Source organism: Methylobacterium sp. SD274, assembly GCF_017355285.1.
In the GTDB taxonomy this organism is placed as follows: Bacteria; Pseudomonadota; Alphaproteobacteria; order Rhizobiales; family Beijerinckiaceae; genus Methylobacterium.
Map to the genome: position 1 here is coordinate 173845 of NZ_JADIJP010000005.1, position 23736 is coordinate 197580.

Here is a 23736-nt window from a genome sequence, read left to right on the forward strand (position 1 = left end):
CATCAGATCAAATCGTTTCTTGTGATGCCCGCCATCAGTCTTGCCGATAGGTCGCCATGAACCTGTTCCAGCTGCGCGCCTTCGACGCCGTCGCGCGGGAGGGCAGCTTCACGCGCGCGGCCCAGCGCCTCTGCATCAGCCAGCCGGCGGTGACCGGGCACATCAAGGCGCTGGAGGAGCGCTACGACCTCGTTCTGTTCCGGCGCACGGCGCGGGCGGCGGAACTGACTCCGCAGGGCCGGGCGCTGTCCGAACTCACCGGCCCGCTCTTCGGCCTCGTGGAGCAGGCGGAGGATCTCCTGGAGGCCAACCGGACGCTGGTTTCGGGGCGGGTCGAGATCGCGGTGGATTCGCCCCATATCGTGATGCCGCTGCTCGCCCGCCTGCGGGCCCGCCACCCCGGCATCGTCGTCGGGCTGATCCTCGGCAACGCCGCCGATACCCGCGAGGCCCTGCTGTCGGAGCGGGCGAGCGTCGCGGTGCTCACCGAGGCCGAGGCGCATCCGGACCTCCACCTCGCGGAGATCGCGGTCTCGCGTATCTGCGCCGTGGTCCCGCGCGACCATCCCCTGGCGGGTCGCGCGGCGCTGGATCTGGCCGAACTCGACGGCGCCGCCATGGTGCTGCGCGAGCCCACCTCCGTGACCCGGCGAACCTTCGATCGGGCCTGCCGGCGCATCAGCATCGCGCCCGCCGTGCTGATGGAACTCGACAGCCGCGAGGCGGTGATCGAGGCCGCCGCTGCAGGAATCGGCATCGGCATCGTCTCGTCCCTGGAATGCGGCGAGGACGCCCGGATCGCCGCGATCCCGATCGACGGGCTGGACCTCGTCAATCGCCACGCGATCGCCTGTCTGGCGCGACGCCGGAACCTGCGCCTGATCCGTGTCGTGTTCGAACTGGCGGTCGATGCGGCGGAGGCGACGCGATGAGCCGGAAGCCCTCCGCACCGGAGAACCGGGCGCTGGCCGCCTCCCGCCACGACGCGATTCTGGCACGGCTCGGCCAGGACGGCAGCGTCAGCGTCGAGGCGATGGCGGACCGTTTCGGCGTCTCCCGCGAGACGATCCGGCGCGACCTGAAGGCCCTGGCCGAGCGGGGCCGGCTCGCCATCGTGCACGGAGGCGCGACCCGGCGCGCGGACGAGCCCGTCCTGGCCATCCGCGAGCGCGACAATCCGGCGGGCAAGGCTGCGATCGGACGGGTCGCAGCGGGGCTCGTCGAGGACGGCATGGTGGTGGTGCTCGATTCCGGCGCCACCACCCTGGCGGTGGCGAACGCGCTGGCCGGTCGCGACCCGCTCTTTTCCCGCCCCATGCCCAAGGGGCTGACGATCTGCACCAACAGCCTGCCGGTGGGGCTCCTGCTCTGCCGTGTCGCCGGCGTGCGGGTCCACTTCCTCGGGGGCGAGATCGAGGGCGCGGACGAGGCGGCTTTCGGCACCGAGGCGCTCACCGCCCTGGCGCGCTTTCGCGCCGACCTCGCCTTCGTGGGTGCCGGCGGCATTTCACCAAGCGGCGAGATCACCGACTTCGCGCCGCTCCCCACCGAGTTGCGCACCCACATGCTGGCGGCGGCGGAGCAGGGCTACGTGGTGGCCGACAGCACCAAGTTCGGTCGCCTGACCCCGATCCGCCTCGCGCCGATCCCGGCGGGGACCGGTCTCATCGTCGATGTCGAGCCCCCGCCCCTTCTCCGGGACGCCCTGACCCGACGCGGCCTCGACCTGATCGTCGCGCCCTGATGTGGTTTTTTGTGGCTTTTTGATTTCTTTTGCAGCGGGCCTGCATTAGGAACGGACGACGTTTTCGGCCGCTCGTCGGCGTGACGCTGCCCTCACAGGACGCGAGATCTCATGATGGCCACCGGCATGAGCCTACCCGTCTTCTGCGCAGTGCTTGCCGCCGCCTTCATGCATGCGGGCTGGAACGCGGTGGCGAAGCTGCGCCTCGAGCCGATTCTCACCATGGCGCTGATCTCGGCCTCGGCCGGGCTGTTCGCGCTTCCGGCCTCGCTTTGGTTCGGATGGCCCCAAGCCGCCGCCTGGCCCTGGCTGGCGGGTTCGATCCTGTTGCATCTCGGCTATTACATCGCCCTGGCCGAGGCCTACCGGCACGGGGATATGGGGCAGGTCTACCCGATCGCGCGCGGAAGCGCCCCGCTGCTGACCGCCTGCGCCTCGCTCCTGCTGCTGCAGGAGGCGCTGGCCCCCCTCGCCGCCCTCGGGATCGGCATCCTCTGCGCCGGGGTCGCCCTGATGGCGTTCGCCAAGGCCGGCGGCCAGCGGCTGAGGCGGGCGGCCCTGGTGCACGCGCTTCTCACCGGCGCCCTGATCTCCGGCTACACGCTGGTGGACGGGCTCGGCGCGCGGGCGGCGGGCGACCCCCACGCCTATGCCGCCGCACTTTTCGTGATCGACGCGATCCCGCTGCCGGTTTTCGTGCTCTGGACGCGGGGCCGCGACGTGCTGCGCTCCGTGCGGGGCCTCATGGTGCCAGGACTCGGGGGTGGAGCCCTGGCCCTCGGCTCCTATTGGATCGCGATCTGGGCGATGACGGTCGCGCCCATTCCCCTGGTCGCGGCGACGCGTGAGACCAGCGTCCTGTTCGCGATGCTGATCTCCGTCATCGTGCTGAAGGAGCCGCTTCTCCTGTCGCGAACGGCGGCGGTGGTCATCATCGTGGCGGGGGTCGTGGCCATGCGCCTGGCCTAGAGGCTCGATCCCGCGGCGCGCTCCGACGATCGAGCACCATGCCGCGAGGGATACGCGAAGCGCGGCAAAGCGGAGCTCCCGATGCGAGGGAATGGATCGTCAGAGCCGCCGGGCCGGGCGACCGTCTCTGACGACGAGCACTTGATTGCGTGCAGGCTGCGAATACCCACTCATGAAGCAAAGCCGGTCCCCGCGACGATGACGCGGAAGTACCGCTCCGGGCGTGTTCCTGCGCGTTTGCTTACGCCGGCAGGATGACCACCTTGGTTTTGACCGGTGTCCGCGAATACAGGTGGATCATGTCCTGGCTGAGCAGGCCGACGCAGCCGCTCGTGATGCCCGTGCCGATCGTGTCGGGCTCGCTGCTGGCATAGATCGTATAGAGCGTATAGGCGCCGTTCTGGTAGAGATGAAGGGTGCGGGCGCCGAGCGGATTGTCCAGGCCGCCCGGCATGCCGCGGGCATATTTGGCGGCCTCTGGCTGACGCCGGATCATCTCCTTCGGCGGTGTCCAGGTCGCCCATTCGGACTTGCGGCCGACATAGGCGTCGCCGCTCCAGAGGAAGCCATCGCGGCCGACATTCGCGCCGTAGCGGGTGGCGGAGCCGTCGCCCTCGATGCGGTAGACGTAGAAATTGCCGGGATCGACGACGATCGTGCCGGGAGCTTCCTTGGTGTCGTAGCGAACCGTCCGGCGATAATATTTCGGGTCGACCTTGCTGATATCGGCGGCCGGGATCGGGAATTTCTCGTCCGGCATCGGCCCGTAGATCTTCGCCGCCTCGGCGAGGATCAGGCCGTCGGATGTCGCGCAGCCGGCGAGCCCCAAGGCACTCAATCCAGCGGCCGAGCCGGCCAGGAAAGACCGGCGGGTGAGCGGCCGCGTTCCATGCCCGAGCGGATCGATAATCCCACCGTCCATGATCATGATCCCGGACCTTCCCTGCCCTGCGGACCGAAGAACGAGTGCTCCGGTCGCGCCTCAATGGCCAGCTGAGACTGGCAAGCTCGGCTTTTGCGTCGAGAGTATGGCGAAACTCTCTCGTTGCCGGGGATGGGGGGACGACAACGGCCTTTGAGCGTCTTCGGTGAGGACGATGACTTGCGATGCGAACGACCGGTGCCGCGCCGTCGCGCGAAGAGGCCTCGACGGATCAGGCTCAGCGACGCCCGATATCGGGTCGGCGCCAGCGAGGTATCGCACCGGTCTTCGCCAAAGCTGGCCGTACGGGTTTCTTTACAGAATTCACCGATGACATGGAGCGATGTTGCAGGGGCTGTCGCCATGCTCCCGATCGATCTCGAGATCGGGAACGGCTCAGTCCGCCAGACGTGCGGGTGATGGGTCGATACAATGGCGACGGGCGTTCAGAATTCTCAGGTCGTCATCCCTCTCTACACCTCGGTCGGGAAGCTGGCCTACAGCCCCCTGGACTCTGCCGGCCTACAGAGCGGCATGTACGCGCATGTCTCCGTGGTCGGCATCGCCGGGGCCGACGGAAAGCCCGTTCCCGCGTCGCTGAGCCAGACCCTGCCCGCGGCACACTCGACCCCCGGTGCGACCCCCGAGGCGAACCACGGGACGGGGGTCGACGTGCCGCCCGCCACCGGCATCTTCCAGGTGGATACCGGATCCTGGGCGACCGTCCTTGCGCAAGAGCTCGTCGAGGCTGCGGTCGGGCCGATCGACTGGACGCAGTATCCGCAATATCGAGAGGGTAGCCTGAAATACAGCAGCGACGGCATCGTCGAAACCGGGCACTGGGTTCCGCTGATCCTCGCCTTCCCCGACGCGACCCTGCCGGATGGCAGCGTGCCGACGACCACGGTGACGGCCCTCGTCCGCAGCGACGGCACCAATACGTATATGCTCGGCGTCGGGTTCAACACCGGCTTCGCCACGGATGTGAAGGGGACCACGCTCACCTCCGCGAACAATGCCGTCCTGAACCTCGCCGAGATGAAGAGCGGGGAGATGGCCCATAGCTACATGATCGATCGCGAGGGCATGCATCTCGGCTGGTCCGGCGCCGACGAGGGGGCGGGCTGGACCGTGCAGAAGCTCGACGAGGCCCTTTCGGCGCCGTTGCCGGGCAGCCCGCAGGATTGGCTCTGGCCGACCGGCTCCGTCGTCATCGACGGCACGGTGCATAGCGGAATGGACCTGCTCTTCGACACCGGCACGCCGGAAGCCTTCGTCCATTACCCCGGCATCACGAAGCCGGGCCATTTGATGCCGGATGGCAGCGCATTCACCGTGACCGTTCCCGGCTCGAACGGTGCGGCGACCAGTTACGGCTTCGTCCTCGGCGACGAGAGAGGGGATACGCCCTCGAACGTCTGGGAGAGCCGCGCCACCCATGGCTCGGCCTCGTTCATGAATACGGGAGCCCATTTCTTCCGCGACCACACCTACGTCTACGATGCGGATAAAGGTCTCATCGGGTTCAAGACCAACGGCGCGCCGGTCTCTCCGACGATGGCCGAGGAGGTTTCGTTCATCAACGGGCTCTCGCCCGACGGAACGCTGACGGAGGCGAGCTTCGCCGGCTGGGAGGGTAGGACGGCGCATAAATGGGGGGCGCCCACCGCCGGAACCGGAGCGACGATCACCTATGCCTTCGATCCGGACTCGTCGTTCTCCGCGAACGAGCAGGCCACCGTCCTGCGGGCCTTCGCGACCTGGTCGGGCGTGGCGGATGTCCGTTTCGTGGCGGCTTCGTTGAGCACGGCCGCCGACGTCCTGATCCATCGCGGGAACGATGGCCGGGCCGACACGAGCAACACGAGTTCACGCGGCAGCGGAAGCACCCTGGGCACGCCTCAGAGTCAGGTCGTGGTCTCGATCGATACGAGCAAGCATGGGTTCGACCTGTCGGGCTCCCTCCACAAGGCCGCCGGATACGGGTTCGGGACCATCGTGCACGAGATCGGCCATGTGCTGGGTCTCGGACATGATGGCCGCTACAACGGCAAGGTCGATCCGGCGACCCAGCAATTCAGTGCCTATGACGACCGCGAATGGTCGGTCATGTCCTATATCGACTGGACCAAGGCGCATGACGCCAAGTACCGCGCGAGCGATCCGGTCGCCGGCACGGATTGGGGCCATGCCGATGGCGAAACCCGCAAATCCAGCCAATCGCTGATGCAACTCGACATCCTGGCGATCCAGCAGCTCTATGGCGCCGCGTCGCCGGCCGGCACGCCGTTCTCGGGCGGGCAGACCTACGGCTTCAACAGCTCGATCACCGGTCCCCTGGAGAAGATCTACGATTTCAGCCTCAACACGCAGCCGGTTCTGACCCTCTTCAACGAAGGCCGCCACAATATCCTCGACCTGTCGGGTTTCGCGAAGGCCGCCTTCGTCGATCTCCGCGCGGGGGCCTTCAGCAGCGTCGCCGGCCTGACGAACAACATCGCCATCGCGCAGGGCACGGTGATCGAGACCGCCATCGGTGGAAGCGGGCGCGACACCATCGTCGGCAACGATACCGCCAACCTTCTCGACGGCGGCGGCCGGTCCGACTTCCTCTACGGCCTGAAGGGCGGCGACACCTACATCGTCGATAGCAAAGCCGATCGCGTCTACGAACTCGCGCATCAGGGCTACGACCGGGTTCTCACGGATGTCGGTTACGCCCTCGGCACCGGCCAGTCCGTCGAGTTTCTGGCTGCCAGGGACGCCAGCGCCAGGGACGCCTTCAAGCTCGTGGGCAACGAGATCAACCAGGTGCTGCGCGGCAATGCCGGCGACAACGTCCTGAACGGCAAGGGCGGTACGGACAGCCTTTACGGTGCTGCCGGCAACGACACCTACATCGTCGACCGCCTCGCCGACCGTGTCTTCGAGACGGGCGACGAGGGCCGCGATACGGTCGTGGCGTCGACGAGCTATGCCCTGGCCGCCGGCCAGGAGATCGAGATACTGAAACTGGCGATCGCCACCGGAACGTCGCGTCTGCACCTCGTCGGGAACGAGTTCGACAACCTGTTGCGCGGCAACGAGGGCGCCAACACCCTCGACGGGGGATTGGGTTCCGATATCATGAGGGGGCTCGCCGGACGCGACGTCTTCGCGTTCTCGACCACACTCGGGGCCAACAATATCGATCGCCTTACCGATTTTACCGTGGGCGAGGATCGCATCCGGCTCGACGACGCCATCTTCACGGCGCTGGCCCCCGGTCGCCTCGCCGCCGACGCGTTCAAGGATGTGAGCGTGGCCAGGACCGATGCCGACGATCGCATCCTCTACGATCACGACACCGGAAACCTGTTCTATGACGCGGATGGCAGCGGTGCGGGGCAGGCCACCCGGTTCGCCATCCTGAACGACGGGGTCGATCTAGGCTACCGCGACCTCTTCGTGGTATGAGAGCGAGCCGCGCCGGCTCTGCCGGATGGGGTTCTGTCACGCGCGATCAGGGCGCCAGTGACCGTCCATGCCTCAGCAAGGCGTCGATGAAGTTCTGGATTTCCGTCTGGCGCCGCTCGGGGTCGGTGACCTGATCGTCGAGTCCCAGCCGCCAGGCGAGGTCGCGCCGGTCCGGCTCGCGATGGAGGTTCTCGACCAGGGCGGCCTGCGCCTCGACCTCGGCGGGGGACAGGGCGAGCCCGCTCTCCACGAGATCGTCGGCCTGGCGGCGCAGGGCGCCCGCAACCTCGTCGAGGCCGATTTCGGGGTGGTACTGCACGCCCCAGAAGACACCCCCGTCATGGCGGATCTCGGCGGCCTGGACCGTGGTGCCCCGGTTGCTCGCCAGGAGGGACGCGCCCGCCGGCAGGGTCTCCACCTCGTCGGTATGAATGCTCGGAGCGTCATAGGCGGCGGGTCGGCCGGCCAACATGGGATGGGCACGGCCACTCTCCGTGGCGGTGATGCGGCGGGCAAAGCCTGCCTCCGGGCCGTGAAGGTTGCGTCGCACGGTTCCGCCGGCTGCGACGGTGGCGAGTTGCAGGCCGGCGCAGGAGCCGAAGGCGGGGGTGCCCGATGCGAAAGTGGCCTGCATGAAGGCGACCGCGCGCCGAACTTCCGGTGTCTCCTCGTAGAGGGCGAGCGGCGAGCCGCTGAAGAAGACGGCATCGTAGCCGCCCGGCGTTTCACCCGGCGGCAGGGCGCTGTCCGCGTCGGCCGGCGTGACCCGGTGACAGGTCGCGCCGGGTGCGAGCCGAGCCAGGAGATCGAGATAGGTTTCTCCGGATGACCGCCCAACGCTTTTCCGGCGTTCGTCGCGCGCTTCGGGAGGCTCGCTTTCGGCGATCAGGAAGCGCAACCCGGCTGTGGTGACCTTCAAGGAAACGCGTGCTCCGGAGAGTTATTCTCCGGTACCCGAACCGGTGGCGGCGATCCGCGTTCCAGCCTCGGCGAACCTGCCGCAGGGGGCTCTACGGTCCGCGCCACCAGCGTCGCGCTCATGACGCGTGGGGGGATCGGCGCATCATGGCTACGGTTCCGAAGTCCAGTCCCGGATGTTCCGCCGAGACGGAGAGTCGGCTTCGTTTAAGATTTTCTCCGGGTCCGACACATCCAAAACGAAGGTCCGGGAGTTTTCAGGGCAAGCCGTCTTCGGGCGGCGTGTTTCGTGACTGAAGGAGAAGACGATGAGACTGCTCGCCTTGGGCGCACTCTCTGCGCTGACCCTGGGAGCTTGCTTGAGCGTCGGTTCGGTGACTGCACAGGCCGGCGATTACGGCTATGGCGGCTACGATGAGCCCGCGACCGTGGTCACTCGGCGCACGGTTGTCGAGCGCCAGGTCGTTCGCCCGCAACGGTTCGTGCGTGAGGAGATCATCGAGCGACCGCCGGTCTATGCGCCGCGCCGCGTCGTCCGCGAGGTGATCGAGGAAAGGCCGGCCGTCTATCGGCCGCGTCCGGTGGTTCGGGAGGTCATCGTGGACCGGGAGCGCGTCTACGACCATCGCCCTTATGGTCCTCGTCCGGTCGGATTTCGGCACCCTGGGCCCGATTTCGAGCCTTACGATTGACGGTGGCCGACAGGGTGTAAGCCCGTGGGACAGTGCGAGGGGCCTGTGAGGCCCCTCGTCACGCTCAGACGGGGCCTCGCTGAGGCTGACACTATCGAGGCTGACTTGCCGAGACCTTGCCGCTTCAGGCCTTCCCACTTCAAGCCTTCCCACTTCAAGCTTTGCCGCCCTCGCCTTCCCTGACCGCCGCATCATATCCGGCGATCCATTCCGCATGCGCCTCGGTGCCCTCGGCATAGGGGCAATCCTCGCGCCTCAATCCCTTGCCGGGGGCGTAGTAGCCGAGGGCGCGGTGGTCGAGGTTGTCGTCTGGAGGCTGTGTCATTGCCGCAAGGTAGGGCGCCATGAGCCCGGTCCAAGAGGGCGAAGCCCGATGAAGGGCTGCGGCGGAAAGCTTGAGCGCAACAATCGCTGTATCAGGCTATTTGATCCGGGACCCCAAATGTCGTGCGATGATTGATATTTGCTATAAACCTTCTATAATTGACGCGATGTCGCCATTTATTCTTGGAACATTGCTTGATCAGCATGGTTTTTGGCTGAGCACCTAAAGCTAAGCTACATCGGCGAGGTGCGTCCTCAAGCACTCGGAGCACTGCAATGCATCGTCGCGCCTTCGTACTTGGCATGCTCACGGCCACCGCTTCCCTTGCCGTCACCCGCACCGCGGCGGCCCAGCCCGTTCCCGGTGGTGGCATGCCCACCCCGGTCTACCTCAACATGGCGACCAAGGGCGGCCTGTTTCTCGAGAACACGGCGCGTGATGCGTTCGACAAGACGACGAACCCTCGGGTGAAGAAGTTCTCCCGCGCGGAGGTGGTCGAGCAGGTAAACCTGTCCCGCAAATTGGCTCCCTATTCGGAGGGGTTGGCCTCCGCGGCGGCAGGCGGCCCTCCCGGCCCCGGAGGTCTCATCGGGGGACTCGTCGCGGCGCCTCTGGCTGTCGCGGGTGGGGTGGCCGGCGCCGCTGTCGGTGTCGCCGGCGGTGCGCTGGGGGCCCCTCCGCCCGGCGGCATGACCACGGACGAGCAGAAGGCTCAGCTCCTCTCGCAGCTTGCCGCGACCCAGCCGGGCCCGCAATATGATGCGGCCTTCGTGAGCGCCTCGCTGCAAGGCCACCAGGAAGCCTATGCCATTCATGGCTCCTACGCCGAGAGCGGCGAAGATCCCCAGCTCCGCCGCATTGCCCAGGGCGCCATCCCGCTCATCCGGCTCCACATTTCCCAGCTGACCAAGATGCAGGCGATGATGGGCGGTCAACGCGGCTGACCGTCCCGGCGTTGCGGCGCGTGAAGGGCCCGGCGGGGTTCCGCCGGGCCCTCTCCGTTTCAGGAACGGCGGCGCCCTCGTCTGACCCACGCAACGAGCGCGGCGACGCCGACAAGGGCCGCGCCGGCGAGGACGGCCCGGGGCCATGGAGCGACGGAAGATGGGCCGCTCGGCCGGGACAGAAGTCGCCCGCCGCCGCTGTCGGGTCCCAGAAGCCATGAGAGCGAGCGGCGCAGTTTCGCGGCCGCGTCACGGTCGAACCATTCGCCGTGCGTGAAGATCACTCTCTCCGGCTCGAATCCCACCAGACGTTCGGCCGCTCGCGCGACCTCGCTACGGTTCGCGCGCAGAAGAAGCCTGAGATAGAGCGGCGCCTTTCCGTCGGGGGAGACGATCCCGAGCATGCGGGCCAGGGACCGCGGCACGGCGGACAGATCATCCGCCCGCAGGTTAATGATGAGGTCGGTGAGGAGAAGCGTGCCGCTCGGTCGGTGAAAGAGGCAGACCTCTTTGAACACGGGGCCGGCGACCAGCACCTGGTCGATCTCGTCGGCCCAGAGGCGGGGCGGTCTGTTCCCGAGCTCGGCGTCGATCCGGACACCGGAGCGGCGAACCTGGCCACGATCCTCGAGTCCCGGGACCGCCCAGGTGATCGCGTTCGGACAGGCCGCCTGCCAATCCCGGAGGAACATCCAATGGCCGACGCTCGGGGCCACGAGATGACCGATGCGGCCGAGTTCCTCCAAGCCGCGCTGTAGGCCTGGATTGTACGGGATGGGCGAGTGCAGGAGCAGTTCGCCACCCGCCAACCGTAGAACCGTCATGCGGATCGGCAACGGTATCCCGCCCGCATGGATGGGGGCCGCGTCCACGATCCAGACGCCATCGGCAACCTGTTTCAGGGTATTCAGAGGTGGATAGCCGGTTTCGTACGCCACGCCATGGATCTCCGGGTTCGCTGTCCATCAGAGGGTGAAACGTAGGAACCGGGCGCGAGGGTCCCATCTTGGGCGTTACTCAACGCTCAAAGGCTCTGTCTTAGAACCTGCGGCACGATATGCCTTCTGTAGCGTCGGGAGCACCGGCTATAGCCGGTGGCCGGGGAAGCGGGCCACTAAGTCGCACACGAAAAGCCCCCGAAACCCGGCGGGCGCCGGGGCTTTTCCGCGCATTGATGCGTTGGCCGCTGCCGAACAAGGAGACCCTCATGGCAGCGAATGACAAGGCCACGACCTACACCCTGAAACAGGCCCTCGCGGCGAAGGTTGGCGACCACGTCGAGATCGCAGTGGAAGCCGAGGACGGGACCAAGTTCAAGATCGTGGCGACCGCCGAGCAGCTGGACGCGCTCACTGGCGATCTGGAAAGCATCCTCGACGAGGACGACGCAAAGGTCGAGGCCGCGGAGTAACCGCCGATCCGGCATGGCGATCATTGATTATTAACTATATTGCCCCCATCTAGGGGACATACCGATCGCGACCTCGTCGCTTCATCGGAGACGGCCACGATGCCGGGACAGGGTGACGCCGGATGTACGCGCACTTTGGCCCGGCCTTCGTGGCCGTTGGCTTTGACAGGAGCCGGGAACTCTTCGCTGAGCTTCCAACGCTACGTCTCTTCTGTTCGACATCATGTCATCCATGGGCGGGAAAGCATGCGCCGCCGCATGGTCGAACCGGGCCGTGAGCGAGGTGGAGTGACGGGCGGCCCATCCGCCCGCCTCGGTCTTTCCCATCGCTGATGTCTTCTCCTCGCGACTCTGTTCGAGACTGTTCGCGATGATGTGTTTCGTGAGATGTCGAATGAATGCAAAAGCTGCCGGCATCGTGTTGCCCGCGATCCACCCCCGTTCTAATCCATCGCTTTGAGAAGGATCGCGACTTGGATCGATCGACGGATGTTTCCGACGTCATACACGCCGAGCCGAACGATGCCGTCGAGACTGGGCCGGACGCTGTCCTGGAACCGTTGGCGGACTTCCCCCATATCGATCTCCGCACCGGGGTAGAGCCCTGGGAGAAGCGCCGGGCCGCCGGCAAGACCTTGCGGGGGAAAGTGCCTCACGCGGTCCATGCCTCTCTCGACATCGGCTCCGACCGTCCCGATCCGGTCTCGCTGATCGAGGGCGCTCATGATGGCAGGCAGGCGCATCTGATCCCGCTCAGGGTCGCCCGCATGGCGAGCTCCCCGTTCGCCTTCCTGCGCGGCGCGGCGCATGTGATGGCCTGGGACCTGGCGCAAGGACCCCACGGGACGATCGACGTCGTGATGAACGGCGACGCCCACATCTCGAATTTCGGATTGTTCGGGACACCGCAGGGCGAGGTGGTGTTCGATCTCAACGATTTCGACGAGGTGACGATCGGGCCTTGGGAATGGGACCTGAAACGGCTCTGCGCCAGCATCGAGGTGGCGGCGCGCGACGATGGCGTACGGGCCGTGGAGCGGCGGGCGGCCGTGCTCGCGGCCGTTGCCGGGTATCAGCACACCATGGACGATCTGGCGCCCCGTGGTTCCCTCGATGTGTGGCAGCGGGCGGCGCGGGCCGACCAGCTCGAATTTTCCGGTATCGAGATCGACGCGCAATCCCAGACGGTGGTGCGCAAGGCCGTCGAGAAGGCGCGCCGCAAGAACAACAAGAGCTTGCTCGACCGGGTCGGCGAGCGACGCACGGATGGCAGCTGGCGCTTCAGCGAGGAGCCGCCGATCCTCATGCGCGTCGACGAGGAGACGCGCCAGAACGTGACCTCGGGCCTCGAACGCTACGCCGAGACCTTGCCGCGCGAGCGCCGCTTCATGCTCAACCGCTATCACGTGGTCGATGTCGCTCATCGCGTGGTCGGGGTCGGGAGTGTCGGAACCCGTGCCTACGTCGCCCTGCTCTGCGGCAATTCCGATCAGGACGCGCTCTTCCTTCAGGTCAAGGAGGCCGTTCGCCCGGCCCATGCGCCCTATCTGACCGGCATGCCCGAACCCTATGCGAGCCACGAGGGCGAGCGCGTCATCTACGGGCAGAAGCTCCTGCAGGCGGTGGGAGACCCCCTGCTCGGTTGGACGTCGATCGACAACCGGCCGTTCTATGTCCGCCAGATGAAGAACATGAAGGGGGAGATTCCCATCGCCAGGATGGCGGGGCAGCCTTTGCTGTACTTCTCCCACGCCTACGGCGCCCTCCTCGCTCGGGCGCATGCCCGTACGGGTGATGCGGCCGCCATCGCCGGCTATTGCGGTCATGACGGGCGCGCGGATCTGCGCGAGGCCTTCGCGGACTGGGCGCACGCCTACGGAGATCAGAACGAGGCGGATTACCGGGCGTTCCTGTCCGCGATTTCTGATGGCAGGCTCGAGGCCGCGCCGGATTCCTGCCTCTGATCGGGGAGGCGGGAGGGATGGGCGCCTCGGCCCATTGCCCTATCTCGCCATGGTCGCCGAGCAGGGAACCGATCATGAGTACCGAACGCGCCGAGGGCTACCACGAGGCATTGTCGAGCGTCAGAACCACGATCCAGCGACGCGTGAAGGCCGCCGACATATCGCATGAGGGGAAGCTGGAACTCCTCGACCTCCTGTCGATGCTGGACGATATGCTGAATTCGGGCAAGCGGGACGAGGATGCCGACCGGTCCCCACCCGTGCCCCTGAGCGGCAGCTTCTGACCACCCGTCGTCACCGCGGGGAGGTTTGATAGCGGACGCGGTCCGATCCTCCGGACGGTGCCGGGCAGGCATCGTCGAGACGGCATCGATTCCCTGCTAAGGGTGCCCATCCCTCTTCTCGGGGAGCGAAAGGGGGACGGCGTCCCCCTGCAGGGTCCGGCTGGTGAGGGGCATCGCCATACGGTAGCGCAAGCCGTCGGGCGTGAAGGTGAAGCTCGCCTCGGCCTTCAGGTTGTGCGCCAGCATCTCGCCCAGAACCACCGTGCCAAAGCCCTTGCGGCGCGGCTCGCGCTCGTCCAGCGGCACGCCACGCTCCACCCAGTCGAACACGAGGTAGGGGCCGCCATCCCGCTCCTCGATTTTCCGCTCCTCGACCCGCCATGTCACGGCCAGGCCGCCCCCCGGCGTGGACAGGGCCCCGAACTTGAGGGCGTTCGTCGAAAGCTCATGCAGCGCGAGCGCGAGGGGTTCGGCCGCGCGCAGATGCAGCCGCAGGTCCGGTCCGTCGACCTGCGTGCGTCCATCCTGGTAGGCGAGCGCGCTGGTGAGTTCGTCAGTGACGAGGCGGTCGAGATCGACCCCGGCCAAGGGGTTCTGGATGATCACGTTCTGCACCCGGGCCATGGCGGCCAACCGCCCGTCGAGATGCGCGGTGTAATCCTCCAGGCTCTCGCTGAATTCGGCCGAACGCCGCGCGATCATGCGCATCGTCGCCAGCGTGTTGCGCACTCGGTGCTGCAATTCGGCCAGCAGCACCACCTGCTCTTCTGTGTCCGTCGGGTTGGATCCCATCGTCATCGCAGCTCCACGGCATGCTTGAGGCAGAACCGGTTCAGGATCACATCGATCCGTTGGCATCGAAATGATGGCCTTCGTGGTCGAGGTGAAGATAACTCGGATTGAACAAGGATGCCCTCTGCAGGGCAAGAAAGTCGGGAATGGTCAGGCGCCCACCCTTCAGCACGATCAGGCCGGCGCGTCGCAATTCCTGCAGCGTGCGGTTGATGTGCACGTTCGAGAGCCCGAGCGCATCCGCCAGTTCCACCTGCGTCAGCGGCAGGTCACAGGTGGTGCCCTCCGTCAGGCCGACGCTCTGCAAGCGCAGGAAGAGTTCGCAGAGGAGATGACCGACGCGCTCGAAGGCCGTGCGCTGGCCGAGATTGACCGTCCATTCGCGCTGGACCGCGACCGTCACCAGGGTGTCCCACCAGAGTGCCTTGGTGAGCCGCACATTGTCGTTGGCGATCTGTTCCAGCGCGGCGCGCGAGATCTCCGCCAGTTTGACGGGGGTGAGGGCAACGATGGAATGGTCCATCTCGCGCAGGAGATAGACGTGGCTGTCGCAGAGATCGCCGGGCACGAAGAAGGAGATGATCTGACGCCGGCCATCGTCGAGCTGCTTGTAGCGACAGGCCCACCCTTCCAAGATCAGGTTGACGTGATGAGGATCGTCACCTTCGCTGATGATATCGGAGTGTTTTGCAAAAATCCGCTGCTTGCTGGCCGCGATTTCCAAGGCCTGCCGGTCGTCATGCGAGAGCTTGGTGAAGTGCTCAAGCTTGCGAAGGAGATGTTGCGGCATGCTTTCCTCGTCGTGCGCAGAGCACGAATAGAGAATTGCCCACACACAATAATTTACTTGTGTTAAGTTTTCGGGGAGCTTCTCATTGACCCCCCTGGAAATGAAAGCAAGACCTTGCACGGGTGCCGCCGTCAAGCCTTGAGGAGCGTCTCGATCGCGGCAAGCACCGTTTCGGGCTCGACCGGCTTTTCCAGGCGGAGAACATGGGCGTAGGCGTCCGGGATGACGCCTTGGTCGTAGCCCGTCGTGAAGACGAACGGCACGGATCGGGCGATCAGAACGTCCGCGAGCGGGTAGACGCACTCGCCCCCGAGATTCACGTCCAGACTTGCTGCATCCGGCTTCGTACGTGCCTCCAGGATCTGGAGGCCGCTCCGCACGGAGGCGACCGGGCCCAGCATTTCAGCTCCGGCATCCTGCAATTCGCGCCGCAACTCGTCCGCCAGAAAATACTCATCCTCCGCGACGAGGATGCGTCGGCCTTGGAATATGCTGTGCGGCATCGGTGTCCTTCTGGCGGATCGTGCGTTCCGATACGGGAAGTGCAATGGTGCAGTGAATGCCGTCGGCTTCCATCACGTAGGTTGTTCTGGCCCCGAGTTGGTAGGGCAATGCCCGTTCGATCAGTTCGCGGCCGGAGCCGCCTCCCTGCGGCTGATCATCCCGCGATGGCATCCGCACGCCGTGCTCACGCCAGTCCACATGGAGCCATGGGCCATCTTCCGGTCCGGGATACTCCACGTGCCAGCGAATTTCGAGGCGTGCCTGCCGCTGCGCGAGCGCCCCGTATTTCAGCGCATTCGTCGCCAGTTCGTGCAGGGCCAGGGCGAAGATCTGGACCGTCGAGGAGCGCAGCGCGATCGCCGCCGGCCCGTTCATGCTGACGCGGGAGGCCCCGCCGTCGAGCGCGGCCACTTCGCTCCGGATCAACTCGTCGAAACTGACTCTCTCACCCTCGGCGAGGCGGGACAGTAATCCCTGCACACGGGCGAGGGCCGCCAGGCGCGGGCCGTAGCGCGCCCGGAAATCGGCGAGATCCGTGCTGTTGCGTAGGGTCTTGTCGACGGTGGCGCGCACCACGCCCATGAGATTGCGGGTGCGGTGCTGCAGCTCCGCCACGAGCACGCTCATATGCTCGGCCGTCTCCTTCTCCTCGGTGATGTCCCGGCCGACGCCGCCGATCCAGCACACGGCACCGGCCGCGTCGCGCATGGGAAAATCGGTGTCCCGCAGCCAGCGGATGCCGCCGTCACTGGGCCGCCTGACGCGATACTCGAAGGTGACGCTCTCGCCCGTCCGGACCCGTTGCAGGCTCTCGACCGCACGCTCGCGGTCTTCCGGCACGATCAGCTCGACCCAGCTGGTCATGTGGTCGCCGGCGACTGCCGTCGCACGGTCGAGACCGTAGATCGTCTCGAAGGCAGGCGTGAGATAGACCCACTGGAAGGTCGAGGCGTCGCGCATCCAGAGCACGTTGGAAGAGGCTTCGCCGAATTGGCTGAGGCGCTCCTCGCTCTCGCGCAACGCCGTCTCGGCTTTCCTGCGCGCCGTCACATCGCTGGCCGTTCCCAGCCATTCCTTGATCTCGCCCCACTCCGTGAGCGTCGGCACGGCACGGGACAGGCTCCAGCCGAGCGACCCGTCGCTGCGGATCACCGCATGTTCCAGCTCGAAGATCGATCGCGTCGCGATTGCCCGGTCGATGGCGGCCCGGACCTCCGCCTGGTCGCCGGGGCGGATGTAGCGGTCGAGCCAGGTCTTGTTCGGCTGGTCCGTGGCGCTCCGGAAGGCGCGTCCCTCCAGCCGTTGCAGCTCCGACCAGTCCGGGCTCATCCGGTAGACGACGTCCGAACTGGCGGTGACGAAGGCACGGAAGCGCTCCTCGCTCTCCCGCAGGGCCGCCTCGGTGCGCTTGCGAGGTTGGATGTCCTTGAACAGGATGGCGACCCGCTGCTGTTCGGTGGTGCCGACGCGAAAGGCATAGACGTCGTACCAGCGCCCGATGGCGCTCGACCGGCGTTCGAACCGTTCCGCCACGCCGTTCAGGGAGATCCGGCCGAACGTCTCGAACCAGTTCGCCTCGAGCCCGGGGAGCAACTCCCGCATCGTCCGGCCGACGGCGTCGCCGAGCCCGGTCTGGTGACCGAATGCAGGATTGACGGAGAGGAACCGGTAATCGACCGGACGCTGCCGGTCGTCGAAGATCATCTCGACGATGCAGAAGCCCTCGTCGATGGAGTTGAACAGATGGCGGTACATCGCCTCGCTCTCCTCCAGTTTCGTTTGCGCGACCTCGTCTTGCAGACGCAGGATCTCTTCCTGAGCCGCCTTCCAGGCGGTGATCTCCTTGGCGGTGGTCGCCACGCCGTCGCCGAGTTTCACCACCGATTGGTAGAGCCAGCCGTCTCCTCGCTCGTGTGCGTAGCGGCGTTCGGCGACCGAGGACCGGCCTGTCTGCACGACCTGCCGAAAAGCCTCGAAGGTCCCTTCCTGAACCACGCCTGGACTGCGTTCGAGGAGGCTTTGTCCCCTCACCTCGCCGAGGTGCCGTTCCGACGTGTGGTTGTTCAACCGCCAGCGGAAATCGACGATCTCGCCCGAAGCGTCCCGGACAGCCTCGAAGACCTGGATCATGTCCATGGAACTGTCCAGCGTAGCCTGCAGCAGGTCACGGCTCAGCTTCAGCTCGGCCGTGTGCTCCCTCACCTCCCGTTCCAGTTCGGCACGATGCCACGCTTCGGTTTTGCGTAGTGCGTCATGGGCTTCCGTCAGGGCGCGGGTACGGTCCATGACCCGCTGCTCCAGTTCGCTCCTGCCGGCCCGTGCCTCATCGAGGGCGCCGGTCATGGCGTAAGCGGCGGAGGCGAAGTGCGTCAGCCGAGTGAGGAGCCTGAGATCCTCGCCGTCGAAGCCGCGACCGGGGTCATGGATGCCGGCCCAGAGCGTACCGACCGGCTCATCGCCGGCACGGAACGGCACCAGCAGGAGTTCCCGGATCAGCGGCTCGACACGGGCGGCCGGGAAGCGGGTATGGGGGTGGGAAAGCAGCAGGGGAATATTGCGGCTCACCACGAGTCCGCAGGGGCTCTCGTCGAAGGAGATCGAGCCGCCCATATGCGCAGCCCATGGTCCTGCGATTGCCGGCCAGTGGAAGCTTTTCGTCGGCTCTCCCGACCCGAGAATGCTGATGCCGGCCGACTCGGCCATGCCCATCTCGACGACGAGATCCGCCAGGCGCTGCAGGACCGTGTCCGGCCGGACGGCCAGCGCCTGGGCCAGTTCGGCCAGCGCATGGGCTTCTGCCTCGTAGTCGGGAGGCCGTACGGGACGCCTCAGCAACGCGTCGGTGATCAGGACCTCTTCGAGGCCGGCCAGCGCATCCGGTGACTCCGTGAGGGTCATCTCTCTTGGGTGCTCGTCGTTCGTTCGAGGTCGAAGCAGCCAGGAACACTGCGAGCGTACTCAATTTCGCTCTCCAGCGCGAATGTCATCAATCTTTCCGCGATAGGGCGCGCTGAATCAATTTAAACTTGTGCCGAAAGCCGAATACGCATTGGTCCAATCTCCAAGGTGCCGCTTTCGCTCGAGACGGACCGATCGACGTCGAGGGGACGAGCCGGCGGTGCGCGCCCTATCCGTCCGCGTCCGTCCGGGATGCCCGGTCGCCGAGGATGAGATCGAGCTCCCGAAAGACCGCCGCATTGCTCACCGGTTTCTCCAGCCGCCGAGCGGATGCGTATCGGTTCGGGATCGTCGCCAGATCGTAGCCGGTGGTGAACAGGAACGGTACGTCGAGGGCACGGAGGGCGTCGGCCACCGGGTAAACCTCGTCACCCCCGAGATTCACGTCCAGGATGGCGGCGTCGGGCGGCATCGGGCCTTTGAGGAGGGCGAGGGCACCCTCGAGGGTGGCGATGGGACCGAGCACCTCGGCGCCGGCATCGGACAAACCGCGCGACAGTTCGTCGGCCAGGAAGTACTCGTCCTCCACCACCAGGATACGCCGGCTGCAGAGCGTCCGCTTCGGCATCATGTCTACTCCCTTCCCCCGTTGTGAAACGGATGGAACCATGATGCCGTCAACGTCATCTTCTTCCATCACGTAGATTGCTTATGCGTCGAACCAGTCGGGTGGGGGGCGATTACTCAGCCCACCGGCCGGATCATCCCGTTTATAACGATGCGCTCCTGCGTGGGAGCGGACCCTGCGGGCGGACGAAACACGTGATGCGTCTTGAAACCGGTTCGGTTCGATGGCTCGCCGGCAAAAGCCGGATCCTCGTCGCCGGTTGACCCGAGGGCTGAAAATCGCGAGGAACAAAGGCCGAACGCGTTGCCTGCCTGCTGCCCCGTGCACCGATGTGACAGCCCGATCCGATGTCGAGCCCTGCCGACACTGCCTCCGTCCGCAAGATCATCCATATCGACATGGATGCGTTCTACGCGTCCGTCGAGCAGCGCGACGATCCGGCTCTGCGAGGGCGGCCCCTTGCGGTCGGCGGGTCGCGCGAGCGCGGCGTGGTGGCGGCCGCCAGCTATGAGGCGCGAGCCTTCGGTGTGCGCTCGGCCATGCCCTCCGTCACGGCCCGGCGCCTGTGCCCCGACCTCGTCTTCGTCAAGCCGCGCTTCGAGGTCTATCGGGCGATCTCCGAAGAGATCCGCGCGGTCTTTGCCCAGCATACCGCGATCATCGAACCGGTGGCCCTCGACGAGGCCTATCTCGACGTCACCGAGAACCTGCAGGGGCTGGCCACCGCCACCGAGGTGGCGCGGGTGATCCGGGCGGAGATCCTCGCACGGACCGGTCTCGTGGCATCGGCCGGCGTCTCCTACAACAAGTTCCTCGCGAAGGTTGCCTCGGACTTCCGCAAACCCGACGCGCTGTTCGTGATCACGCCCGTGATGGGCCCTGGCTTCGTCGAGGATCTGGCCATCGGCCGGTTCCACGGCGTCGGCCCCGTCACCGAGGCGAAGATGAAGCGCCTCGGCATCCTCACCGGCCGCGACCTGAAGGCCCGCTCCCTGGAAGAGCTGCAGGCGGCCTTCGGCAGCTCGGCGGCCTATTATCATTCGGTGGCGCGCGGCATCGACGAGCGGCAGGTGCGTGCCCATCGGATTCGGAAGTCGGTGGGGGCGGAGACCACCTTCTCGGAGGACCTCACCGAGTTCGATGCCATGGAGGCGCGACTGGCGCCGCTCATCGACAAGGTCTGGGCGTCCTGCAGCGCCAAGGGCGTCGCCGGCCGCACCGTCACGCTGAAGGTGAAATTCTCGGATTTCGTCCAGATCACTCGGGCGCAGTCCTTCGAGGCCCCGGTCGCCGGTCGCGATACGATGATGCTTTCGGTGCTGGGACTGCTCCGTACGGTGTTCCCGCTCCGCCGCAGCGTTCGCCTGCTCGGCGTCTCCCTGTCGGGCCTGCAGCAGGGCGAGACGGAGGGACCGCGCCAACTCGGGCTCGCGATCTGATCCCGGCAGCGGGCAACGGCGGATGACGATTGCCGCGCGACACCGGCGCACTATCTGAATTGTGCAGCTCATGGATCGATCGGGTCCGGACCAGGACGTGCGGATAAGAGGGAATGCATGAGCAGCCGGAATGACAAGGGACTCCTGCTCCTCCTCGGCGACGCCATCGGCGAAACCCAGATCCTCCTGTCCAAGCAACTCGCCCTGTTCCAGGCCGAGATCGGGTCGGCGGTCAATCAGGTGGCGCGTCCGCTTGCCCTGTTCCTGATGGCGGCACTCTTCGTCCTGATCGGATTGTTCGTGCTCCTGGTCGCCTTCGTCAAAGGGCTGGCGCTCCTGATCGGTTCGGAGGCGATCGCGTCGCTGATCGTCGGCGGTGCCTTTGCCGCCGTGACGCTCGGTCTCTTCGCCTTCGGGTATCGGTTGATGTCCCTCTCGAACCTGGAGCCGATGCGGACGCGGCGCCAACTCGCACGGGACCGGGACGCCCTGAGAGCCCGCTGACGCCGAGCCAGCAGCCGCCTTCCGGTCTCCTCGCCGATCGACCTCCGGGCTCAGGCGGGGATTTCCTGTTTGTCGACCACCCTGCCCCGCTCGTCGAAGCGGTAGGCCAGCATCTGGGCCGTGGCGAGATGCACGTCGGCCACCTCGGCGGCGCTGATCCCGTCGAGATGCATGATCAGCGCCCGCAGCGAATTGCCATGCGCCACGAGAAGAACCCGCCTGCCCTCCCGGACCCGGGATTCGATCTCGTCCCGGTAATACGGCAGCATCCGGTCGGCGGTCATCGCCAGGCTCTCGCCGCCCGGCGGTATCGCATCGAAGGACTTGCGCCAGGCACGGACCTGCTCCACGCCCCAGCGTTCCTGGGATTCGCGCTTGTTCAACCCGGCGAGCTCGCCGTAATCGCGCTCGTTCAGCGCGGCGCTCCGGTGGACAGTAAGGTCGGGTTGCCCGAGGCCCGCCAGGATGAGAGCCATCGTGCGCCGGGCCCGCGTCAACTCGCTGGTGAAGGCGAGATCGACGACGAATCCGAGCTCTTTCAGCCGGCGCCCGGCGCTCTGCGCCTCGCTGACGCCGCGTTCCGTCAGATCGGGATCTCGGATGCCGGAGAAGAGGTCACGCTCGTTGTCGTGGCTCTGCCCGTGGCGGACGATGACGAGAGTTCGGTCGGGAAGGAGCATTCGGGGAGCGGTGTCCGCAGGAGGTCGGGCGAAGTCGGGTTGTGCGAAGTCAGGCCGCGGGTCAACGCCTGCGGCTGCCGGTCAACGCCTGCGGCTGCCGCGCGGGCCGGTGACCACCGGGGTGTTGGCCCGGTTCTCGTCGAGGAGCTTGCGCCACCGGGTCAGACGTTCGGGATCGAGCGTGCCCTCCGTGACGGCGGCCTGAACGGCGCAGCCCGGCTCGTGGGCGTGGGTGCAGTCCCGGAAGCGGCAGGAGGGGGCCAGCTCGACGATCTCGGCGAACAGCGTATCGATGCCCTCCGCGGCGTCGCTCACATGCAGCGTGCGCATCCCCGGCGTATCGATGACCCAGCCGCCGCCCGCGATGGCATGGAGGGAACGCGACGTGGTGGTGTGGCGCCCCTTGGCGTCGTGTTCGCGGATCCCGCCGGTCTCCTGGGGGAGATCCTGATCCGGGCCGGCGAGCGTATTGACCAGGGTCGATTTCCCCACCCCCGATGAGCCGACGACCGCCACGGTCAGACCTTCGCCGCACCAGGGGGCGAGGAGCGCCACGGCGTCCGGAAGGCGCGGATTGACCGTGACGACGGCGAGGTCGCGCTGCAGGCCGGCGGCCTGCCGCCGGTAGCTCTCGGCATCGGGCGCCATATCGGCCTTGGTGAGGACGATCACCGGGTTCGTCCCGCCCTGATTGGCGAGCGCCAGGTAGCGCTCCAGCCGGGCGATGTTGAAATCGGCGTTGCACGACGTGACGACGAAGAGGGTATCGACATTGGCCGCCGCCAGCTGCAGCGGGCCTCCGCCTTCGTTGCGCCGTTGCAGCACGCTCCTGCGTGACAGACGGCGCTGCATCGTCCCGGTCTCGGGCTCGACCAGCACCCAATCGCCCACGGCGAAATCGCCGGTCTGGGTATGGACCGGAAGCACGAGCCCCACCGGCCCCGTGAGGGATAGGGCGGTCAGCCGGGAGCGGTGGACCGTCGCGATCCGCATGGGCACGAGACCGGCCTCGGCCGGTTCACGTTGCTCCTCGAAGAAGTCGGACCATCCGAGACGGGAGGGCCGCAGGGGATGGGAGTTGCTGAGATCATCGGTCACCGGCCAGCCATGACAGGGCCTTGGCGGATTGACCAGCGCTTCGCCGTCCCCTGGCGCCCTCCCCTTGCTCCGTGGCGGCAAGGTGACCGATCATCGAGGCAACGGATTCGGGAGAATGGATTCCAGGGATGGGTCAGACGATGTCGAAGCTCGATGAGAAGCGCGAGGAGATCGCGGCCCTGATCGCATCGGAACTCGGTCTCGGCGATCTGACCGGATTGAGCGAGGCCGACCGCGCGGCCGTCGATCGCCAGACCTCGGAGGTGATCGAGGGCTGCGCCCTCGACACGGATGAGCCGGCCGATTGCGAGGAGGCGGGCACGCAGCTTCAGCAGCGGCTGCGAGAGTACCGCGCCCTGCTGGAGTTGCGGACGGACGAGGCGGATGCCCGGCTGGCCGAAGAGGGCGAGGTGTTCGGCCGCGAAGACGATGCGTGAATCCGGCCCCGCCGGCCCCGCCGGAACCGGAAGACTGCCCTTCGCCTATGTCCTCGAGGGAAGTCCGTTCGCGACGGCCCCGCCCGACGTGTCGAGCTTGGCCCGACACCCGACCGCGTAGACATTGGGCGGCCGGCTGCCGACCTCACGCTGCCAGCGGCAGGTTTGCGTGAGCCTCACATAGACATCCAGAACCGAGGCGTGATCGCCGAATTGCTGGCGGAGGCGGGCGACCCGATAGATGCCCCGGCGCTCGCAAGGACCGCAGGCGATGACGAGGTGCGAGGCCCTCACGTCGCAGAGGCGCTCCATGTCAGGCCACCGAACCGGGAGATGA

The 23736-nt window shown here is 66.6% G+C and carries 24 protein-coding genes; 12 read left to right on the plus strand and 12 right to left on the minus strand.

Annotation, left to right across the window (positions count from 1 at the left end; translation table 11 throughout):
- Positions 1-56 precede the first annotated feature (56 nt).
- The 3 genes from IPV08_RS06975 to IPV08_RS06985 all read left to right on the plus strand — a co-directional run bounded on the left by IPV08_RS06975 (position 57) and on the right by IPV08_RS06985 (position 2713).
- Positions 57-932 carry a LysR substrate-binding domain-containing protein gene (locus IPV08_RS06975; RefSeq protein WP_207411301.1) on the plus strand — a complete coding sequence of 292 codons (876 nt, stop codon included), beginning with the start codon at positions 57-59 and terminating at the stop codon, positions 930-932.
- Entirely contained in the window at positions 929-1744 is an 816-nt protein-coding gene (locus IPV08_RS06980) for a DeoR/GlpR family DNA-binding transcription regulator (protein WP_207411302.1), read from the plus strand. The genes IPV08_RS06975 and IPV08_RS06980 overlap by 4 nt, the downstream gene beginning before the upstream one ends.
- A 126-nt stretch (positions 1745-1870) precedes the next feature.
- The gene (locus tag IPV08_RS06985) at positions 1871-2713 is read left to right on the plus strand and encodes an EamA family transporter (RefSeq protein ID WP_207411303.1); all 843 of its coding nucleotides are present in this window, start codon (positions 1871-1873) and stop codon (positions 2711-2713) included.
- Between the two features lie 241 nt (positions 2714-2954).
- On the opposite strand, the gene IPV08_RS06990 is transcribed toward IPV08_RS06985, so the two are convergent.
- Complete coding sequence (locus IPV08_RS06990) at positions 2955-3635, minus strand: L,D-transpeptidase (RefSeq protein WP_056434279.1); 681 nt, start codon at positions 3633-3635, stop codon at positions 2955-2957.
- A 432-nt stretch (positions 3636-4067) separates the two neighbouring features.
- Between IPV08_RS06990 and IPV08_RS06995 the strand changes: the two genes are divergently transcribed.
- Positions 4068-7091 carry a M10 family metallopeptidase gene (locus tag IPV08_RS06995; RefSeq protein ID WP_207411304.1) on the plus strand — a complete coding sequence of 1008 codons (3024 nt, stop codon included), beginning with the start codon at positions 4068-4070 and terminating at the stop codon, positions 7089-7091.
- 46 nt (positions 7092-7137) lie between these two features.
- Here IPV08_RS06995 and IPV08_RS07000 read toward each other — a convergent pair whose 3' ends face one another.
- Positions 7138-8010 carry a type 1 glutamine amidotransferase gene (locus tag IPV08_RS07000; RefSeq protein WP_207411305.1) on the minus strand — a complete coding sequence of 291 codons (873 nt, stop codon included), beginning with the start codon at positions 8008-8010 and terminating at the stop codon, positions 7138-7140.
- Between the two features lie 307 nt (positions 8011-8317).
- On the opposite strand from IPV08_RS07000, the gene IPV08_RS07005 reads away from it, so the two are divergent.
- A complete protein-coding gene (locus IPV08_RS07005) occupies positions 8318-8701 on the plus strand; it encodes a hypothetical protein (protein ID WP_056434164.1) in 384 nt (127 codons plus the stop codon).
- Between the two features lie 154 nt (positions 8702-8855).
- On the opposite strand, the gene IPV08_RS07010 is transcribed toward IPV08_RS07005, so the two are convergent.
- Positions 8856-9047 carry an Rmf/CrpP family protein gene (locus tag IPV08_RS07010; RefSeq protein ID WP_244477943.1) on the minus strand — a complete coding sequence of 64 codons (192 nt, stop codon included), beginning with the start codon at positions 9045-9047 and terminating at the stop codon, positions 8856-8858.
- Between the two features lie 254 nt (positions 9048-9301).
- Here IPV08_RS07010 and IPV08_RS07015 point away from each other — a divergent pair, with 254 nt between their 5' ends.
- On the plus strand, positions 9302-9970 hold the full coding sequence (locus IPV08_RS07015; RefSeq protein ID WP_207411306.1) for a DUF4142 domain-containing protein: 669 nt from the start codon (positions 9302-9304) through the stop codon (positions 9968-9970).
- A gap of 59 nt (positions 9971-10029) precedes the next feature.
- Here the strand turns inward: IPV08_RS07015 and IPV08_RS07020 are convergent, their stop codons facing one another.
- On the minus strand, positions 10030-10908 hold the full coding sequence (locus IPV08_RS07020; protein WP_207411307.1) for a DUF4336 domain-containing protein: 879 nt from the start codon (positions 10906-10908) through the stop codon (positions 10030-10032).
- A gap of 269 nt (positions 10909-11177) precedes the next feature.
- Between IPV08_RS07020 and IPV08_RS07025 the strand changes: the two genes are divergently transcribed.
- The 3 genes from IPV08_RS07025 to IPV08_RS07035 all read left to right on the plus strand — a co-directional run bounded on the left by IPV08_RS07025 (position 11178) and on the right by IPV08_RS07035 (position 13629).
- Positions 11178-11381: a hypothetical protein gene (locus IPV08_RS07025; protein ID WP_056434273.1), complete on the plus strand. Its 204-nt coding sequence runs from the start codon at positions 11178-11180 to the stop codon at positions 11379-11381.
- Positions 11382-11884: 503 nt separating this feature from the next.
- The gene (locus tag IPV08_RS07030; RefSeq protein ID WP_348646097.1) at positions 11885-13345 is read left to right on the plus strand and encodes a DUF2252 domain-containing protein; all 1461 of its coding nucleotides are present in this window, start codon (positions 11885-11887) and stop codon (positions 13343-13345) included.
- Positions 13346-13419: 74 nt separating this feature from the next.
- Complete coding sequence (locus tag IPV08_RS07035; protein ID WP_056434160.1) at positions 13420-13629, plus strand: hypothetical protein; 210 nt, start codon at positions 13420-13422, stop codon at positions 13627-13629.
- Between the two features lie 96 nt (positions 13630-13725).
- Here IPV08_RS07035 and IPV08_RS07040 read toward each other — a convergent pair whose 3' ends face one another.
- From IPV08_RS07040 to IPV08_RS07060, 5 genes are all read right to left on the minus strand, one after another.
- On the minus strand, positions 13726-14427 hold the full coding sequence (locus IPV08_RS07040) for a sensor histidine kinase (protein WP_056434158.1): 702 nt from the start codon (positions 14425-14427) through the stop codon (positions 13726-13728).
- Positions 14428-14467: 40 nt separating this feature from the next.
- The gene (locus IPV08_RS07045; RefSeq protein WP_207411347.1) at positions 14468-15211 is read right to left on the minus strand and encodes a Crp/Fnr family transcriptional regulator; all 744 of its coding nucleotides are present in this window, start codon (positions 15209-15211) and stop codon (positions 14468-14470) included.
- Positions 15212-15342: 131 nt separating this feature from the next.
- Positions 15343-15714, minus strand: coding sequence for a response regulator (locus IPV08_RS07050; protein WP_056434152.1), 372 nt, complete (start codon positions 15712-15714; stop codon positions 15343-15345).
- Positions 15665-18613 carry a PAS domain S-box protein gene (locus IPV08_RS07055; protein WP_207411309.1) on the minus strand — a complete coding sequence of 983 codons (2949 nt, stop codon included), beginning with the start codon at positions 18611-18613 and terminating at the stop codon, positions 15665-15667. Before IPV08_RS07055 ends, IPV08_RS07050 begins: the two co-directional genes overlap by 50 nt.
- 229 nt (positions 18614-18842) lie before the next feature.
- A complete protein-coding gene (locus IPV08_RS07060) occupies positions 18843-19244 on the minus strand; it encodes a response regulator (RefSeq protein ID WP_348646094.1) in 402 nt (133 codons plus the stop codon).
- A gap of 344 nt (positions 19245-19588) precedes the next feature.
- On the opposite strand from IPV08_RS07060, the gene dinB reads away from it, so the two are divergent.
- Complete coding sequence (gene dinB / locus IPV08_RS07065; RefSeq protein WP_207411310.1) at positions 19589-20680, plus strand: DNA polymerase IV; 1092 nt, start codon at positions 19589-19591, stop codon at positions 20678-20680.
- 117 nt (positions 20681-20797) lie between these two features.
- Positions 20798-21184 carry a phage holin family protein gene (locus tag IPV08_RS07070; RefSeq protein ID WP_056434146.1) on the plus strand — a complete coding sequence of 129 codons (387 nt, stop codon included), beginning with the start codon at positions 20798-20800 and terminating at the stop codon, positions 21182-21184.
- Between the two features lie 50 nt (positions 21185-21234).
- Here the strand turns inward: IPV08_RS07070 and IPV08_RS07075 are convergent, their stop codons facing one another.
- Positions 21235-21864 carry a 2,3-bisphosphoglycerate-dependent phosphoglycerate mutase gene (locus IPV08_RS07075; RefSeq protein WP_207411311.1) on the minus strand — a complete coding sequence of 210 codons (630 nt, stop codon included), beginning with the start codon at positions 21862-21864 and terminating at the stop codon, positions 21235-21237.
- Between the two features lie 81 nt (positions 21865-21945).
- Entirely contained in the window at positions 21946-22962 is a 1017-nt protein-coding gene (rsgA, locus tag IPV08_RS07080; RefSeq protein WP_207411312.1) for a ribosome small subunit-dependent GTPase A, read from the minus strand.
- A 140-nt stretch (positions 22963-23102) separates the two neighbouring features.
- Between rsgA and IPV08_RS07085 the strand changes: the two genes are divergently transcribed.
- Positions 23103-23399 carry a hypothetical protein gene (locus IPV08_RS07085; RefSeq protein WP_246747836.1) on the plus strand — a complete coding sequence of 99 codons (297 nt, stop codon included), beginning with the start codon at positions 23103-23105 and terminating at the stop codon, positions 23397-23399.
- 45 nt (positions 23400-23444) lie between these two features.
- On the opposite strand, the gene IPV08_RS07090 is transcribed toward IPV08_RS07085, so the two are convergent.
- Positions 23445-23711 (minus strand): hypothetical protein, encoded by a 267-nt coding sequence (locus tag IPV08_RS07090; RefSeq protein WP_056434138.1) that lies wholly within the window; start codon positions 23709-23711, stop codon positions 23445-23447.
- Positions 23712-23736: the final 25 nt, after the last annotated feature.